We start from the raw sequence: 17820 nt of genomic DNA on the forward strand, positions 1-17820 counted from the left end.
CATATGACAAAGCGATGGTTTAATGTAGGCAAAATCGTAAATACCCACGGAATCAAAGGCGAAGTGCGGGTGATTTCAAAAACAGATTTTGCCGAAGAACGATACAAGCCGGGAAACACGCTGTATTTGTTTATGGACGGCCGTAACGAACCAGTGGAGGTAACGGTAAACACACATAGACTGCATAAGCAATTTCATCTCCTGCAGTTTAAAGAAAGACAAAACCTAAATGAAGTAGAAGAGCTGAAAAACGCAATCATTAAAGTTCCTGAAGAAGAATTAGGAGAGCTGAATGAGGGTGAATTTTATTTCCACGAAATTATTGGGTGTGAAGTATTTACTGAAGAAGGCGAACTCATCGGAAAGGTCAAAGAAATTTTGACGCCTGGAGCCAATGACGTTTGGGTCATCGGAAGAAAAGGAAAAAAAGACGCACTCATTCCTTACATTGAATCAGTGGTCAAACATATCGATGTCAGGGAAAAGAAAATTGAGATTGAACTCATGGAAGGGTTAATAGACGAATGAAAATCGACTTTTTGACGCTGTTTCCCGAAATGTTTGAAGGCGTGCTCGGCTCATCAATTCTTCAAAAAGCCCAGGAAAAAGATGCGGTGCAGTTTCAAGTCGTAAATTTCCGGGAGTACTCTGATAACAAGCACAATACTGTTGATGATTATCCTTATGGCGGCGGGGCAGGCATGGTTCTCAAGCCTCAGCCTGTTTTTGACGCGGTCGAGGACCTGACATCAAAGGCAGCCGCTGCTCCGCGTATTATCCTCGTATGCCCGCAAGGTGAGCGTTTTACCCAAAAAAAAGCCGAACAATTAGCAAAGGAAGAGCATTTGCTGTTCATTTGCGGCCACTATGAAGGCTATGATGAACGCATTCGCGAGCACTTGGTAACGGATGAAATATCAATTGGCGATTTTGTTCTGACCGGCGGTGAGCTCCCTGCAATGATGATCGCAGACAGTGTGGTCAGACTGCTTCCGGGTGTACTGGGTAAAGAGGCTTCCCATATTGAGGATTCCTTCAGCACCGGACTTTTAGAGCACCCGCATTATACAAGACCGGCAGATTACAAAGGTTTAAAAGTGCCTGAAACACTCTTGTCAGGAAACCATGCAAAAATTGAAGAATGGCGGAATAAAGAATCGATCAGAAGGACCTACCTAAGACGTCCGGATCTGTTGAAAGACTACCCGCTTACAGAGCAGCAAAGAAAGTGGATTTCTGAATGGGAAAAAGAATAGATTTTATTGCATAGGCTATGAAATTGTGATAAGATACTACTTGTGGCTTAAGCGGGCTTATCCGCTGTAAGCTTGAAAACGATGTTCCGCTGTGCCGGTTTTTGTGGCCAAGAGCATCTGTTGGAAGGAGTTGAAAACGATGCAAAAACTAATTGAAGATATCACAAAAGAACAGCTTCGTACTGATCTTCCTGCGTTCCGTCCTGGTGACACTTTACGTGTACACGTTAAAGTTGTTGAGGGTAACCGTGAGCGTATCCAGATCTTTGAAGGTGTTGTGATTAAGCGTCGTGGTGGTGGAATCAGCGAAACGTTCACAGTTCGTAAGATTTCTTACGGTGTTGGCGTTGAACGTACTTTCCCTGTACACACACCAAAAATCGCGAAAATCGAAGTTGTACGTTACGGTAAAGTACGCCGTGCTAAACTTTACTATCTGCGTGAACTTCGCGGAAAAGCGGCTCGTATTAAAGAGATCAGACGATAATGATAACGAACGAAAAGAGCTTGTTACCTGTAACAAGCTCTTTTTTTATACAGAATTTGAAAATGCCGGACAGGCATCGTAAAATACATAAAGGACAACAATGAATCATGCATACTGAAGATAAAGGCGGTGTTCGTGTCACATGACAATTCAATGGTTCCCGGGCCATATGGCAAAAGCAAGAAGGGAAGTAACCGAAAAATTAAAATTAATCGATATCGTATATGAATTGGTAGATGCCAGAATTCCAATGTCATCAAGAAACCCAATGATTGAAGATATTCTAAAAAACAAGCCGCGAATTATGCTGTTAAACAAGGCTGACAAAGCAGATGCGGCAGTTACACAGCAGTGGAAAGAGCACTTTGAGAAGCAGGGGATCCGCTCTCTGTCTATTAATTCTGTAAATGGACAAGGGTTAAATCAAATTGTGCCTGCATCAAAAGAGATCCTCCAAGAAAAATTTGACCGGATGCGTGCGAAAGGTGTGAAGCCGAGAGCGATTCGCGCTTTGATTATCGGCATTCCAAACGTCGGAAAATCAACGCTCATCAACCGGCTTGCAAAGAAAAACATAGCAAAAACGGGAGACAGACCTGGTATTACGACTTCTCAACAGTGGGTCAAAGTTGGGAAAGAATTAGAGCTATTAGATACACCGGGAATTTTGTGGCCTAAATTTGAGGATGAGCTTGTCGGTTTGAGACTGGCAGTCACCGGGGCTATTAAAGACTCGATTATCAATTTGCAGGACGTGGCCGTGTTTGGTCTTCGTTTTCTCGAAGAACATTACCCAGAACGGCTTAAAGAGCGTTATGGCCTTGATGAGATACCAGAGGACATTGCCGAGTTGTTTGATGCAATAGGTGAAAAGCGGGGCTGTCTCATGAGCGGTGGGCTTATTAACTATGATAAGACGACTGAAGTCATCATTCGCGATATTCGCACTGAAAAGTTCGGCAGGCTGTCATTTGAACAGCCGACGATGTAAAGGCGCGCAGAAATGCGGGTCTTTATTTTTTCTTGGCTGAACCGATACATACAGTAAGGGAGAAGAGAAAGTGAATACATTAACCGTAAAGGACATTAAAGACCGTTTGCAGGAAGTGAAGGATGCACAAGACCCATTTATTGCCCAATGCGAAAACGACCCGAGAAAAAGCGTTCAAACGCTTGTAGAGCAATGGCTTAAAAAGCAAGCGAAAGAAAAAGCGCTGAAAGAACAATGGGTGAATATGACTTCCTATGAAAGGCTGGCAAGAAACAAAGGATTTCGCTTGATTGCAGGTGTTGACGAGGTCGGCCGGGGGCCATTGGCAGGACCAGTTGTCGCCAGCGCAGTCATCCTTCCAGAGGAATGTGAAATACTTGGGCTGACAGACTCCAAAAAGCTTTCAGAGAAAAAACGCGAGGAATATTACGAGCTTATTATGAAGGAAGCACTGGCGGTCGGGATAGGAATTGTAGAAGCTACTGTGATTGATGAGATCAATATATATGAAGCTTCAAAAATGGCAATGGTGAAAGCGATACAGGATTTGTCGGATACACCTGATTATTTGCTTGTTGACGCAATGACACTTCCGCTCGACACGGCTCAGGCGTCAATTATAAAAGGAGATGCCAAAAGCGTGTCTATTGCGGCAGGTGCGTGTATCGCAAAAGTGACGAGGGACCGAATGATGAGCGCTTATGCCGAAACGTATCCCATGTACGGCTTTGAAAAAAATAAAGGCTATGGGACAAAAGAACATTTGGAAGCTCTTGCTGCATACGGCCCAACTGAATTGCACCGCAAAACTTTCGCTCCTGTTCAATCTTTCAGATAAATCACCATGGACAAGGAGGCACCTTTTTAAAATGAACATACGAAATGATGTGCAAAAGGCGCTGCAGCACCTTTTCGGGCGTACAGCCGTCCCGCAGGAAACATCAAAAGTAAACGAAGCGCTAAACGGGGAGAAGCGTCTCCTCTTAGGAAAAGTGCTTCGTTTACTAGGAGATCAGCATGCCCTGATCCAAGTCGGCAATCAAACTGTTCAGGGAAAACTTGAAACCCAGCTTCGTCCTCAGGCATACTATTGGTTTTCCTACGAAAAAAAAACGGCAGAACAAACAGGCCGTCTTCAGGTCGTTCAAAGCTTTGATCAAAATCCTAAAACCATTCAGGATGCAGCTGGCAAGCTTTTAAAAGCCATGTCAGTGAAGACGTCAAACGCAGCTCTCATGATGACAGGAGCGATGCTGAAGAGCAAAACACCCGTAACAGAAAATGATATCAAAACAGCTGTCCGCTGGATGGACACGCTGCCTTCGCAAGACACAAAAAAAGCAGTTGAAACGGTTCTCTTCGCTTTAAAGCGTGATCTTCCCATTCACTCCGAGATTTTGAATGGTGTTCACGCTGTGAAATCGCCTGTTCCGTTGCATCAGCACGTATCCCAGCTGCTTCGGGCAATCGACCAAAACCCTCAGCAGAGCCAAATGATATCAAAGCTAAAGGAAGCAGTTACGGTGCTTTTAAATAGTGAAATCGATGTCCATGCAGAACGGCTGATTGATAAGCTTATTTCTTTAACCGACAATACGAAAGCACCTTCTCCGGCGAATACAGCTGGAAGCAGGGAGCTTAGCACACCAGCTGGCTCCCCCGGAAAAGCCAGCCTGCCGATTGCAAATCACACAGCAGAACAGAGAAGCATACAAGAAGAGCCTGTTAAAACAGCAGCAGACATTCCAATTAAAGAAGCCCGCCAGCTGCTGGTGAAGCTGACGGAATCTGCTGAAAAAAACAGTCTCCAAATTGTGAAAGAAGCAGCAAATTGGATTAAAGCGGCTGCTTCATCGGGTGATAGTAAGTCACTTGCAGCTTCAGCTGTTTTACAGGCGGCACAAGTCACAGACCAGGAAGCCGAAGTCTTTTTAAAGGCTGTTCAGCAGACAGCACCCCATTTGGCGGATAAGGCAGATGTTCTTTCTTTCTTATCCAAAGTGAAAACGGCAATCGGCGCAAGGGACGAGGTTGCGTTCATTAAAGCGTTTGAACAAGGAAGCGCAGTCACATCTGGCGAAATGCAATCCATCAAGCTGGCTCTTTCTGCTTTAAGAGCATCGCATGAGGTAGCCGAACCAGTCAAACAAGAAGCCGATCAGCTTTTTCATAAATTAAATGGCCAGCTTTTCATGCAGCAGGACCATCCGTCATACAGCCAAATTGTAATGTCATTTCCGATGTTTTCGAAGTCAGGGGTTCAGGACATGACTGTTCTGTTTAAAGGAAAGAAGGAAGCAGATGGAAAGCTTGATCCTTCCCATTGCCGCCTTTTGTTTTTGCTGCAGCTTGATACACTAAAAGAAACCGTCGTTGATTGCTTGGTACAGCAAAAAGTCATGACGATTACAATAGAGACTGATTTCGAGCTGCAGGCTGCGATCGATCCGATGGTGCCCGCGCTTAAACAGGGGCTAAAGGAAATGGGGTACAGCCTTTCAGGGGTAAACGCTAAAAAAAGGGATCACACCGAAGAAAAGGCTTCAATCGATCAATATATAACAAGTATCAGTGATCAGGAAGTGGATGTGAAAATATGAAAGAGCAGACACCGATCAGAAAAGCTGTTGCTCTCCATTATGAAGAACAAAAAGACAAGGCGCCGAGAGTGATTGCCACAGGGAAGGGCCATGTAGCCGACAACATTATCAAAGAAGCGAAAAAAGCAGGGGTGCCGATTCAAGAAGATCGGACCCTTGTCGAATTAATGCGCCATTTGACGGTAGATGATCAAATTCCTGAAGCTCTTTATGAAACGGTAGCCGAGATTTTTTCATTCATTTACAAATTGGACGAAAGCGTAAAAAACAAAAAATAGCTAAAATATTCCCCACCCTCCTTTGAAATTTATGTTTTTAATAAAGTAAAAGTTTGAATGTTTAGAAGGATTAAAAGATTTTGCATCGAACTGTAGACAATTCTTCCAGTATTATTATAGAATGAAAGCGCAGTCTATTTTAGTTTTGTTACATAAGTTAGGAGGATGGGAAATGAATATCCATGAGTACCAGGGAAAAGAAGTCCTCAGAAAATATGGGGTATCTGTTCCTGAAGGTAAAGTGGCTTTTACAGCAGAAGAAGCAGTTGAGAGTGCAAAGAGCTTATCCAGCTCGGTTTATGTCGTAAAGGCTCAAATTCATGCTGGCGGTCGAGGCAAAGCTGGTGGGGTAAAAATAGCAAAATCATTAGACGAAGTAAAAGCGTATGCCGAAGAACTATTAGGGAAGACCCTAGTTACACATCAGACGGGTCCGGACGGCCAAGTAATAAAACGCTTACTTATTGAAGAAGGCTGCGATATTAAAAAAGAATATTACATCGGTCTAGTGCTTGACCGCGCCACTTCAAGAATCGTTTTGATGGCTTCTGAAGAAGGCGGAACGGAAATTGAAGAGGTTGCGGAGAAAACACCGGAAAAAATCAAAAAAGCTGTCATTGATCCGGCTGTTGGCCTTCAAGGCTATCAAGCCAGAGAAATTGCATTCGCTATTAATATTCCAAAAGAGCTCGTGGGAAAAGCTGCTAAATTTATGCTTGGACTATATAAAGCGTTTGTTGAGAAAGACTGCTCAATCGCCGAAATCAATCCGCTTGTTGTTACCGGCGACGGAAATGTGATGGCGCTTGATGCAAAATTGAATTTTGACAGCAATGCGTTGTACCGACAAAAGGACATTATGGAATACAGAGATTTGGATGAAGAAGATCCGAAAGAAATTGAAGCGTCCAAATATGATCTAAGCTACATTTCCCTTGATGGAAATATCGGCTGTATGGTAAACGGCGCGGGACTTGCAATGTCCACGATGGATATTATCAAGCATTATGGAGGAGAACCGGCCAACTTCCTTGATGTGGGCGGCGGTGCAACCGCGGAAAAAGTCACGGAAGCATTTAAAATCATTCTTTCTGATCAAAACGTTAAAGGGATTTTTGTCAACATTTTCGGCGGCATTATGAAATGTGATGTCATCGCAGAAGGGGTTGTTGAAGCGACTAGACAAGTTGGTTTGACATTGCCGCTTGTCGTCCGTCTTGAAGGCACAAACGTGGATCTAGGGAAGAAAATCCTTAGTGAATCAGGATTAAACATTACATCTGCGGAATCAATGGCTGACGGCGCGCAGAAAATCGTATCCTTAGTTTAAGAAAGAATGAAAGGCAGGGGACCAAATAATGAGTGTTTTCATTAATAAAGATACAAGAGTTATTGTGCAAGGGATTACAGGTTCTACCGCTTTATTTCATACGAAGCAGATGCTCGAATACGGCACAAATATCGTTGGCGGTGTAACACCTGGAAAAGGCGGAACTGAAGCGGAAGGTGTTCCTGTATTTAATACAGTGGCTGAAGCAGTTCAAACGACCGGCGCTAACGCGTCTGTTATATATGTGCCCGCACCGTTTGCAGCTGATGCGATTATGGAAGCGGTAGATGCGGAGCTTGATCTCGTGATTTGTATCACAGAACATATCCCGGTTTTGGATATGGTGAAGGTCAAACGCTTCATGGAAGGCAAGAAAACGAGACTGATAGGGCCGAACTGTCCTGGTGTCATTACGCCTGAAGAATGTAAAATCGGCATTATGCCCGGATACATCCATAAAAAGGGTCATGTAGGCGTTGTATCACGTTCAGGAACATTAACATACGAAGCGGTGCACCAGCTCTCAGAAGCGGGTGTAGGGCAATCTACAGCTGTTGGAATCGGCGGCGACCCTGTAAATGGAACAAACTTTATTGACGTTTTAAAAGCGTTTAACGAAGATCCTGACACACACGCAGTCATCATGATTGGCGAAATCGGCGGTACTGCCGAAGAGGAAGCGGCAGAGTGGGTAAAAGCCAACATGACAAAACCGGTAGTCGGTTTTATCGGCGGTAAAACAGCACCTCCTGGGAAGCGCATGGGGCATGCAGGCGCCATTATTTCCGGCGGAAAAGGGACAGCTGATGAAAAAATCAAAACCCTTAATGCATGCGGAATCGAAGTTGCAGAGACACCTTCTGTCATGGGTGAAACCTTAATCAAGGTGCTGAAAGAGAAGAATTTGTTCGAAACTTGTAAAACGCATTAATAAAAAAGGGACAGCCGTCAAGGCTGTTCCTGCTTTTTCTAACAAAAGGAGGTCAATCTATTGGATCAGGCCGCTGCCTGCTTAACGATTTGCAGAATCAATCAATTATTATCCCCATCCCTTCTATTAAAATGGTGGAAAGCCGATCCGTCTATGTCGCTGACATCACCCGTGTTACAAACGGTTACTCGTGATCAAATAAAAGCAGCTGCATTAAAAAACGAAATAGAACAACTTTATCCAAAGCTCCAGCGTGTACTTGCTGCTTATCGTGAGCAAGGCATTAACACCATCCCTATTTCTTCAAACCAATATCCTTTCTGGCTTAAAAGCATTTATGATCCCCCCGCCGTACTGTTTGCAAAAGGTGATATGACTCTTCTTTCGAAAGGGAGAAAAATTGGAATTGTAGGGACAAGAAATCCAACAGCTTATGGGAAACAAGTTGTCAATCATCTTACAAAAGAGATCTGTCGTAAAGGTTGGGTGATTGTCAGCGGACTGGCGTCTGGGATAGACGGAATGTCCCATGCTGCAAGTATTAAGGCGAAGGGGCGGACAATTGGCGTCATTGCAGGCGGATTTCAACACATTTATCCCCGAGAAAACCTTCAGTTAGCAGATCACATGGCTAAACACCATATCCTGCTGTCAGAGCACCCACCTGAAACTAAACCCCAAAAATGGCATTTCCCTATGAGAAACCGTATTATCAGCGGAATAAGTGAAGGCGTTATTGTCGTTCAGGGCAAAGAAAAAAGCGGTTCGCTGATTACTGCCTATCAAGCATTGGAACAAGGGAGAGAGGTATTTGCCGTACCCGGTTCATTATTTGACCCTTACGCCGGAGGGCCTATAAAACTGATCCAGCAGGGGGCTAAAGCCATATGGTCAGCAGAGGATATTTTCGAGGAACTTCCTGAGAGAAACGTTCAATATACGGAACCCTTTTGAATTATCGTTTGACAAACGGTATTGTAATATTTAATAATAGTGAGGATTTAAAGTTGCATATTGTTTTCTATTTAATTAATGACGTTCATGATAAAGAATGAAATGTTGAAAGCCAAATAAAGACAGCTGCAAAAATAAAATTGAAATATCTTGAAAAGAGAGAGAACACCTCTTGAGGGGGATGAAAATGTCTGATTATCTAGTCATCGTGGAATCGCCCGCTAAGGCGAAAACGATTGAACGTTACTTAGGTAAAAAATATAAAGTAAAAGCATCAATGGGACATGTCCGGGATCTTCCAAAAAGTCAAATGGGAGTTGACATAGAACAGAATTTTGAACCGAAATATATTACCATTCGAGGTAAAGGCCCAGTATTAAAAGAGCTGAAAACGGCTGCGAAAAAAGCCAAAAAAGTGTATCTCGCAGCCGACCCCGACAGAGAAGGGGAAGCGATTGCATGGCATTTGGCACACAGTCTTGATTTAGATCTCAACTCTGACTGCCGTGTGGTGTTTAACGAAATTACAAAAGACGCTATTAAGGAATCGTTTAAGCATCCCCGCATGATCAATATGGATTTAGTGGATGCACAGCAAGCGAGACGTATTTTAGACAGGCTTGTCGGATATAAAATCAGTCCAATCTTATGGAAAAAAGTCAAAAAAGGGCTTAGCGCAGGACGCGTGCAATCCGTTGCCCTCCGTTTGATTATTGACCGTGAAAAAGAGATTAACGACTTTAAGCCTGAGGAATATTGGACAATTGACGGTACGTTCTTAAAAGGTCAAGAAACCTTTGAAGCGAGCTTTTTCGGGAAAAACGGCAAAAAACTTCCTTTAAATAGTGAAGCTGATGTAAAAGAGATTCTTTCTCAGCTCAAAGGGAATCAATATACAGTTGAAAAAGTAACCAAAAAGGAACGCAAACGTAATCCTGCTTTGCCTTTTACCACTTCTACCCTGCAGCAGGAAGCGGCTCGCAAGCTCAATTTCAGAGCGAAGAAAACGATGATGATTGCACAGCAATTATATGAAGGAATTGATTTAGGAAGAGAAGGAACGGTTGGTCTGATCACGTATATGAGAACGGATTCAACCCGTATTTCAAATACGGCTGTTGATGAAGCAGCTGCATTTATTGATCAGACATATGGAAAAGAGTTCCTAGGCGGAAAACGGAAGCCTGCGAAAAAGAATGAAAATGCCCAGGATGCCCACGAAGCAATTCGACCGACATCAGTTCTTAGAAAACCAAGTGAATTAAAAGCAGTCCTCGGCAGAGACCAAATGAGACTGTATAAATTAATTTGGGAGCGTTTTGTTGCCAGCCAAATGGCACCGGCTGTTCTCGATACAATGAGTGTCGACCTGACAAACAACGGTTTGACATTTCGTGCAAATGGAAGTAAAGTCAAGTTTTCCGGGTTTATGAAGGTGTATGTTGAAGGAAAAGACGATCAAATGGAAGAAAAAGACCGGATGCTGCCTGACTTACAAGAAGGCGACACGGTATTATCAAAAGATATAGAACCTGAGCAGCATTTTACCCAGCCGCCTCCGCGATATACTGAGGCCCGGCTCGTTAAAACCCTTGAAGAACGCGGTATCGGCCGTCCATCCACATATGCTCCGACACTTGATACTATTCAGCGGCGCGGCTACGTGGCATTGGATAATAAACGTTTCGTTCCGACCGAATTAGGTCAGATCGTTCTTGACTTGATCATGGAGTTTTTCCCTGAGATCATTAACGTTGAGTTTACAGCTAAAATGGAGAGAGATCTTGATCATGTTGAAGAAGGAAATACCGAATGGGTCAAGATTATCGATAATTTCTACACCGATTTTGAAAAACGGGTCAAAAAAGCCGAATCGGAAATGAAGGAAGTTGAGATTGAACCAGAGTATGCTGGAGAGGATTGTGAATTGTGCAGTTCTCCAATGGTATATAAAATGGGACGGTACGGTAAATTCTTAGCTTGCTCCAACTTCCCTGACTGCCGGAACACGAAACCGATTGTGAAACAAATCGGTGTGAAGTGCCCGAGCTGCGGAGAAGGAAACATTGTTGAGCGAAAATCGAAAAAGAAACGGGTGTTTTACGGCTGTGACCGTTATCCGGACTGTGAATTCGTATCATGGGACAAACCAATTGAACGAAAATGCCCGAAATGCGGCAAAATGCTCGTCGAGAAAAAACTCAAAAAAGGCATACAAGTCCAATGTGTGGAATGCGATTATAAGGAAGAACCACAGAAGTAGCGGTGAGCAGGGTCTTGCTCACCTTCTTTGTGTGTTAAAAGAAGGCCTTGAATAATAAACTAGGAGATGTGAAAGATGAATCAACAAACAGTGAATGTAATCGGAGCCGGACTCGCAGGAAGTGAAGCGGCATGGCAGCTTGCCAAACGGGGGATTCAAGTCAAATTGTATGAAATGCGGCCAGTTAAACAAACGCCTGCGCACCATACAGATAAATTTGCAGAGCTTGTCTGCAGCAACTCTCTTCGCTCTAATACACTTGCTAACGCTGTCGGTGTATTAAAGGAAGAAATGCGTGCGCTTGATTCAGCCATTATCGCGGCGGCTGACGAATGTTCGGTGCCTGCCGGAGGCGCTCTTGCAGTAGACCGGCATGAATTTGCCGCAAGTGTGACAAATCGGGTGAAAAATCATCCAAACGTAACCGTTATTAATGAAGAAATGACTGAAATTCCTGAAGGCCCTACTATCATCGCAACGGGTCCGTTAACATCTGAATCGCTGTCCGCCCAGCTGAAGGAGCTGACTGGAGAGGACTATTTATATTTTTATGACGCAGCGGCGCCAATTGTAGAAAAAGACAGCCTTGATATGGATAAAGTATACCTGAAATCCCGTTATGATAAAGGTGAAGCAGCATATTTGAACTGCCCGATGACAGAAGAAGAGTTTGACCGTTTTCATGAAGCATTAACATCAGCAGAAACAGTGCCGTTAAAAGAATTTGAAAAAGAGATTTTCTTTGAAGGCTGCATGCCGATTGAAGTCATGGCAAAACGGGGTAAGAAAACAATGCTTTTCGGTCCGATGAAACCGGTTGGTCTAGAGCATCCTGTTACAGGAAAACGCCCTTATGCCGTCGTTCAGCTCAGACAGGATGATGCTGCGGGAACACTTTATAATATTGTAGGATTCCAGACTCATTTAAAATGGGGAGACCAAAAGGAAGTTCTCAAGTTGATTCCAGGACTTGAAAATGTAGAAATCGTCAGATATGGCGTGATGCACAGAAACACATTTATTAACTCTCCTAGCCTGTTAAAGCCGACTTATCAATTTAAAAACCGCAGTGATCTGTTCTTTGCAGGCCAAATGACGGGAGTAGAAGGATATGTGGAATCAGCTGCCTCAGGACTTGTAGCAGGCATTAATGCGGCGAAGCTTGTATTGGGAGAAGAGCTTGTTATTTTCCCTCAGGAAACAGCAATTGGCAGTATGGCACATTATATTACAACAACAAACCAGAAGAACTTCCAGCCGATGAATGCAAACTTTGGGCTTTTAAAAGAATTGCCAGTTAAAATTAAAAATAAAAAAGAACGAAATGAACAATACGCGAACCGTGCGATTGAAACAATTCAAACAATTTCGAAAACAATATAGGTATTGATTGCAACCTGAGCGCGATTTGTGATACCATTTAAAAGCCCTTCCTAGGGAGGTTTTAGGCATGGAGAATGTTAAGAATTTCGTAAAGTTATTCGTTGAATATTTACAAATTGAAAAAAATTATTCACAATATACTATTGTGAATTATGTGGATTCAATTGAAGAATTCGAGACTTTCCTGCGCGTTCAAGGTATAAATGGATTTGAAGAAGCTGCATATCAAGATACTAGGATTTTTTTGACAGAAGCCTATGAAAAAGGTTTATCGAGAAGAACAATAAGCAAAAAGATATCTGCATTAAGAAGCTTTTATAAGTTTCTGATGCGGGAAAAGCTTATTGAAGAAAATCCGTTTCAGCTTGTTCATCTGCCAAAACAGGAGAAACGGATACCGAAGTTTCTATATCAAAAAGAGCTTGAGGAGCTGTTTGAAGTTTCAGATATAAGCCAGCCGGCCGGAATGAGGGATCAAGCGCTGTTAGAGCTGCTCTATGCCACCGGAATGAGGGTCAGTGAATGCTGTTCCATAACTATTAACGACGTTGATTTATTTATGGACACTGTGCTTGTTCACGGTAAAGGCAAGAAGCAGCGCTATATCCCCTTTGGGTCTTATGCCCGCGAAGCGTTGAAGGTATACATGAATAGCGGAAGACAGTGCTTGCTGATGAAGGCAAAAGAACCTCATGATCTATTATTCGTAAATCAAAGAGGCGGACCGCTTACAGCCCGTGGCATCAGACATATTTTAAGCGGGCTTGTTCAAAAAGCGTCAAGCACTTTACATATCCATCCGCATATGCTTCGACATACGTTCGCCACGCATCTGTTAAATGAAGGAGCGGATTTGAGAAGCGTTCAAGAACTGCTCGGGCATTCCAATCTGTCTTCTACACAGATATACACGCATGTTTCGAAGGAAATGTTGAGAAACACATATATGTCTCACCATCCAAGAGCATTTAAGAAAAATTAAAGGAGGCCCTTTATGTCATCTTTTCATGCGACCACAATATTTGCCGTACAGCATAAAGGACGAAGCGCTATGTCCGGAGACGGCCAAGTAACATTTGGTCAGGCTGTTGTCATGAAACACACGGCACGGAAAGTGAGAAAACTGTTTAACGGCAAAGTTCTTGCTGGCTTTGCGGGATCTGTTGCAGACGCTTTCACTTTATTCGAAAAGTTTGAAGCTAAGCTTGAAGAATATAACGGCAACTTAAAACGTGCGGCTGTTGAGCTTGCGAAGGAATGGCGCAGCGATAAAGTGCTAAGAAAGCTCGAAGCCATGCTGATTGTTATGAATCAGGATACTTTGCTTCTCGTATCGGGAACAGGCGAGGTGATCGAACCAGATGACGGCATTCTCGCGATTGGATCAGGAGGCAATTACGCTTTGGCAGCGGGAAGAGCATTGAAAAAGCATGCCGGTGAAAGCATGTCCGCAAGTGAGATTGCCAGAGCCGCGTTAGAAACAGCAGGCGAAATTTGTGTTTACACGAACGATCAAATCATACTGGAAGAGCTTGAATAGAAAGGACTTGAGGCGCATGGAAAAAAAACCGTTAACTCCTAGACAGATTGTAGATCGGTTAGACCAATATATTGTCGGTCAGCAAAATGCGAAAAAAGCTGTCGCCGTGGCATTAAGAAACCGCTATAGAAGAAGTCTTCTGGATGAAAAGCTGAAGGACGAGGTCGTTCCGAAAAACATTTTAATGATGGGTCCTACCGGCGTCGGGAAAACTGAAATTGCCAGACGAATTGCCAAGCTTTCAGGTGCGCCATTTATCAAAATTGAAGCTACTAAATTTACCGAAGTCGGCTATGTAGGCAGAGATGTTGAATCAATGGTCAGAGATCTTGTGGAGACTTCTGTTCGGCTTATCAAAGAAGAGAAAATGAATGAAGTAAAGGAACAGGCAGAAGAAAATGCAAACAAACGCATTGTTCGTCTGTTAGTTCCTGGGAAGAAAAAACAATCTGGCGTTAAAAATCCGTTTGAAATGTTTTTTGGAGGCAGCCAGCCGAATGGTGAAGATGAGGCGGAGAGCCAGGAAGAAGCAAACATCGAAGAAAAAAGAAAACGAATGGCGCATCAGCTGGCTTTAGGAGAGCTCGAAGACTACTATGTAACAGTAGAAGTCGAAGAACAGCAGCCTTCTATGTTTGACATGCTGCAGGGCTCGGGTATGGAGCAGATGGGTATGAACATGCAGGATGCGCTGAGCGGATTAATGCCAAAGAAAAAGAAACGGCGCAAAATGACAGTCAGAGAAGCCAGAAAAGTCCTGACGAATGAAGAAGCAAGCAAACTCATCGATATGGATGAAGTCAGCCAGGAAGCTGTTCAGAGAGCAGAAGAGAGCGGGATTATCTTTATCGATGAGATTGATAAAATCGCAAAGAACGGCGGTGCATCTTCTTCTGCCGATGTTTCAAGAGAAGGCGTTCAGCGGGATATCCTGCCGATTGTTGAGGGTTCTACTGTTGTCACAAAATATGGTTCTGTAAAAACAGACCATGTATTATTTATTGCAGCAGGAGCGTTTCATATGGCCAAACCGTCTGATTTGATTCCTGAGCTGCAGGGGCGTTTCCCGATTCGTGTAGAACTGAACAAACTCACGGTAGACGACTTCGTGAGAATTTTGGTTGAGCCGGATAATGCGCTGCTGAAACAATATCAGGCATTATTGCAGACAGAAGGTATATCTCTTGAATTTTCTGACGAAGCTATTCATAAGATTGCTGAAGTTGCTTATCATGTGAACCAGGACACAGATAATATCGGTGCGAGACGCCTTCATACAATACTTGAACGCCTATTAGAAGATTTGTCGTTTGAAGCTCCAGATGTAACGATGGAGAAAATAACGATTACACCACAGTATGTCGAAGAAAAGCTCGGAACGATAGCCAAAAACAAAGATTTAAGTCAATTTATATTGTGAAAAATTTAATATGAGGAATGTTTAGGAGGATTATTTATTATGGCTTTATTACAAAAAACAAGAATTATTAACTCCATGCTGCAAGCTGCGGCAGGGAAACCGGTAAACTTCAAGGAAATGGCGGAGACGCTGCGGGATGTAATTGATTCCAATATTTTCGTTGTAAGCCGCAGAGGGAAACTCCTTGGGTATTCTATTAACCAGCAAATTGAAAATGATCGTATGAAAAAAATGCTTGAGGATCGTCAATTCCCTGAAGAATATACGAAAAATCTGTTTAATGTCCCTGAAACATCTTCTAACTTGGATATTAATAGTGAATATACTGCTTTTCCTGTTGAGAACAGAGACCTGTTCCAAGCTGGTTTAACAACAATTGTGCCGATCATCGGAGGCGGGGAAAGATTAGGAACACTTATTCTTTCACGTTTACAAGATCAATTCAATGACGATGACTTAATTCTAGCTGAATACGGCGCAACAGTTGTCGGAATGGAAATCCTAAGAGAAAAAGCAGAAGAAATTGAAGAGGAAGCAAGAAGCAAAGCTGTCGTACAAATGGCTATCAGCTCGCTTTCTTACAGTGAGCTTGAAGCAATTGAGCACATTTTTGAGGAGCTTGACGGAAACGAAGGTCTTCTTGTTGCAAGTAAAATCGCTGACCGTGTCGGCATTACCCGTTCTGTTATTGTGAACGCACTCAGAAAGCTGGAGAGCGCCGGTGTTATCGAGTCTAGATCATTAGGAATGAAAGGTACTTATATCAAGGTGCTAAACAACAAATTCCTAATTGAATTAGAAAATCTAAAATCTCATTAATCACAAAAAGAACCCTTTTTGAGGGTTCTTTTTTTATTTCAAATAAAGGAAATCAATAAGCTTTATTTCCTGGGTTGAAAGTCTTTCTATGTAATAATTTTAATAAATTTTGCATTTTTCTTCAAAAAGTTTCAAAAATGCCGAAAAGAAAGGAGAAAAAACAGAAATTCTGCTATTTTCAGGCTTATATCAAGGCGAGAAATGTAGTTCTAACAATCTAGGACTTTATACCTAGTTACAAAATAGATAATTGTGAGGACATTTTTTTACACGAACTTCATAGACTTTATGCCTGTTATTTCTTACAATAAGCATATAGTTTTACAATTCTCGACAAGGATATTGAGGGTGAAAAAAACTGAAATGGAGGTAAGTGGATTTGAGCTTATTTTCTGGAACGATACAAAATCTTGAAAATGCCTTGAGCAGAGCGGATATTAAGCAAAAAGTCATAACTAATAATATCGCCAATATAGATACACCGAACTATAAGGCAAAAAAAGTCTCTTTCCAAAATTTATTAGATCAAGAATCCTCGCGTCTTGAAGCGATAAAAACAGACTATCGTCATGTTGATTTTTCTGATACTGATTCGAATTATTCAATTGTTGCGAGCGGAGATACATCGTATCAGCAAAACGGAAACAATGTTGATGTTGACAAAGAGATGACAGAATTGGCGCAAAATCAAATCAACTATCAAGCTTTGGTTGAAAGAATGAACGGTAAATTTAATTCGCTGAAGACCGTATTAACAGGAGGAAAATAATGACAGCTTTTCATAGCTTAAATGTTTCAGCATCGGCTTTAACAGCTCAGCGAGTCAGAATGGACGTTGTATCATCTAACTTAGCAAATATGGATACGACAAGAGCTAAGCAGGTGAATGGAGAGTGGGTGCCTTACAGAAGAAAAATGGTCTCCCTTCAGTCAAAAGGTGAATCGTTCTCTTCCATTCTCAATTCTCAAATGAGCGGAAGCGGGAATGCTGGAAACGGTGTGAAGGTTTCAAAAATTACAGAGGATGATTCGGATTTTAATCTTGTCTATGATCCGACAGACCCTGATGCAAACGCTGATGGATATGTACAAAAGCCTAATGTTGATCCATTAAAGGAAATGGTTGATCTTGTCAGCAGCACCAGATCATATGAGGCGAATGTCACGGCGATGAATGCCACAAAGGGAATGCTGATGAAGGCGTTAGAAATCGGAAAGTAGGTGAATGAATGTGATTAATGCAATTTCTCCTTTTCAGGTTCAAAATACTCAAAACACTCAAAATGCAACAAATCAAGTAAACAATAGCCAAAAAACAGATTCTTCAAATCAAACAAGCTTTTCGGAGCTTTTAAAAAACTCTATTAGTTCGTTAAATGAGTCCCAAGTAGCTTCTGACAACATGACTAATGCCTTGGCTGCAGGAAAAGATGTAAATCTTGATGAGGTCATGATCGCTGCTCAAAAAGCTAGCATCTCTCTAACTGCAGCAACAGAGTTCCGCAATAAAGCTGTGGAAGCTTATCAGGAGATTATGAGAATGCAAATGTAGGGGGTCTGACGATTTA

General features: G+C 42.6%; 19 protein-coding genes. All 19 read left to right on the plus strand.

What is annotated here, in order from left to right; genetic code table 11:
- Positions 1–3 precede the first annotated feature (3 nt).
- Positions 4–528, plus strand: a complete 525-nt coding sequence (gene rimM / locus MHH79_RS08620) for a ribosome maturation factor RimM (protein WP_003232013.1) — start codon at positions 4–6, stop codon at positions 526–528.
- The gene (gene trmD, locus MHH79_RS08625; RefSeq protein WP_003232011.1) at positions 525–1256 is read left to right on the plus strand and encodes a tRNA (guanosine(37)-N1)-methyltransferase TrmD; all 732 of its coding nucleotides are present in this window, start codon (positions 525–527) and stop codon (positions 1254–1256) included. The genes rimM and trmD overlap by 4 nt, the downstream gene beginning before the upstream one ends.
- 139 nt (positions 1257–1395) lie before the next feature.
- A complete protein-coding gene (gene rplS, locus MHH79_RS08630; protein WP_003220825.1) occupies positions 1396–1743 on the plus strand; it encodes a 50S ribosomal protein L19 in 348 nt (115 codons plus the stop codon).
- 142 nt (positions 1744–1885) lie between these two features.
- Positions 1886–2734 (plus strand): ribosome biogenesis GTPase YlqF, encoded by an 849-nt coding sequence (gene ylqF / locus MHH79_RS08635; protein WP_003232007.1) that lies wholly within the window; start codon positions 1886–1888, stop codon positions 2732–2734.
- Positions 2735–2804: 70 nt separating this feature from the next.
- Positions 2805–3572, plus strand: a complete 768-nt coding sequence (gene rnhB, locus MHH79_RS08640) for a ribonuclease HII (protein ID WP_003245658.1) — start codon at positions 2805–2807, stop codon at positions 3570–3572.
- A 31-nt stretch (positions 3573–3603) separates the two neighbouring features.
- Positions 3604–5334 carry a hypothetical protein gene (locus tag MHH79_RS08645; RefSeq protein ID WP_063335348.1) on the plus strand — a complete coding sequence of 577 codons (1731 nt, stop codon included), beginning with the start codon at positions 3604–3606 and terminating at the stop codon, positions 5332–5334.
- Positions 5331–5612: a FlhB-like flagellar biosynthesis protein gene (locus MHH79_RS08650; RefSeq protein WP_063335349.1), complete on the plus strand. Its 282-nt coding sequence runs from the start codon at positions 5331–5333 to the stop codon at positions 5610–5612. The genes MHH79_RS08645 and MHH79_RS08650 overlap by 4 nt, the downstream gene beginning before the upstream one ends.
- A gap of 172 nt (positions 5613–5784) precedes the next feature.
- Positions 5785–6942 (plus strand): ADP-forming succinate--CoA ligase subunit beta, encoded by a 1158-nt coding sequence (gene sucC, locus MHH79_RS08655; RefSeq protein WP_003244732.1) that lies wholly within the window; start codon positions 5785–5787, stop codon positions 6940–6942.
- A 28-nt stretch (positions 6943–6970) separates the two neighbouring features.
- Positions 6971–7873, plus strand: a complete 903-nt coding sequence (gene sucD, locus MHH79_RS08660) for a succinate--CoA ligase subunit alpha (RefSeq protein ID WP_003238566.1) — start codon at positions 6971–6973, stop codon at positions 7871–7873.
- A gap of 60 nt (positions 7874–7933) precedes the next feature.
- Complete coding sequence (gene dprA, locus MHH79_RS08665) at positions 7934–8827, plus strand: DNA-processing protein DprA (RefSeq protein WP_063335350.1); 894 nt, start codon at positions 7934–7936, stop codon at positions 8825–8827.
- A 187-nt stretch (positions 8828–9014) separates the two neighbouring features.
- A complete protein-coding gene (gene topA / locus MHH79_RS08670; RefSeq protein ID WP_003245599.1) occupies positions 9015–11090 on the plus strand; it encodes a type I DNA topoisomerase in 2076 nt (691 codons plus the stop codon).
- 75 nt (positions 11091–11165) lie between these two features.
- Positions 11166–12473, plus strand: a complete 1308-nt coding sequence (gene trmFO, locus MHH79_RS08675) for an FADH(2)-oxidizing methylenetetrahydrofolate--tRNA-(uracil(54)-C(5))-methyltransferase TrmFO (RefSeq protein WP_063335351.1) — start codon at positions 11166–11168, stop codon at positions 12471–12473.
- A gap of 67 nt (positions 12474–12540) precedes the next feature.
- Positions 12541–13455, plus strand: coding sequence for a tyrosine recombinase XerC (xerC, locus tag MHH79_RS08680; RefSeq protein WP_003231988.1), 915 nt, complete (start codon positions 12541–12543; stop codon positions 13453–13455).
- 12 nt (positions 13456–13467) lie between these two features.
- Positions 13468–14013 carry an ATP-dependent protease subunit ClpQ gene (clpQ, locus tag MHH79_RS08685; RefSeq protein WP_003238555.1) on the plus strand — a complete coding sequence of 182 codons (546 nt, stop codon included), beginning with the start codon at positions 13468–13470 and terminating at the stop codon, positions 14011–14013.
- A 7-nt stretch (positions 14014–14020) separates the two neighbouring features.
- A complete protein-coding gene (gene hslU, locus MHH79_RS08690) occupies positions 14021–15433 on the plus strand; it encodes an HslU--HslV peptidase ATPase subunit (protein WP_255220399.1) in 1413 nt (470 codons plus the stop codon).
- 39 nt (positions 15434–15472) lie between these two features.
- The gene (gene codY, locus MHH79_RS08695; RefSeq protein ID WP_003220850.1) at positions 15473–16252 is read left to right on the plus strand and encodes a GTP-sensing pleiotropic transcriptional regulator CodY; all 780 of its coding nucleotides are present in this window, start codon (positions 15473–15475) and stop codon (positions 16250–16252) included.
- Between the two features lie 379 nt (positions 16253–16631).
- A complete protein-coding gene (gene flgB / locus MHH79_RS08700; RefSeq protein WP_003245656.1) occupies positions 16632–17021 on the plus strand; it encodes a flagellar basal body rod protein FlgB in 390 nt (129 codons plus the stop codon).
- Positions 17021–17473 carry a flagellar basal body rod protein FlgC gene (gene flgC / locus MHH79_RS08705; protein WP_014479779.1) on the plus strand — a complete coding sequence of 151 codons (453 nt, stop codon included), beginning with the start codon at positions 17021–17023 and terminating at the stop codon, positions 17471–17473. The genes flgB and flgC overlap by 1 nt, the downstream gene beginning before the upstream one ends.
- A 10-nt stretch (positions 17474–17483) precedes the next feature.
- On the plus strand, positions 17484–17804 hold the full coding sequence (fliE, locus tag MHH79_RS08710) for a flagellar hook-basal body complex protein FliE (protein WP_003238544.1): 321 nt from the start codon (positions 17484–17486) through the stop codon (positions 17802–17804).
- Positions 17805–17820: the final 16 nt, after the last annotated feature.

It is taken from the genome of Bacillus sp. FSL K6-0993, assembly GCF_037977205.1.
GTDB lineage: Bacteria > Bacillota > Bacilli > Bacillales > Bacillaceae > Bacillus > Bacillus subtilis.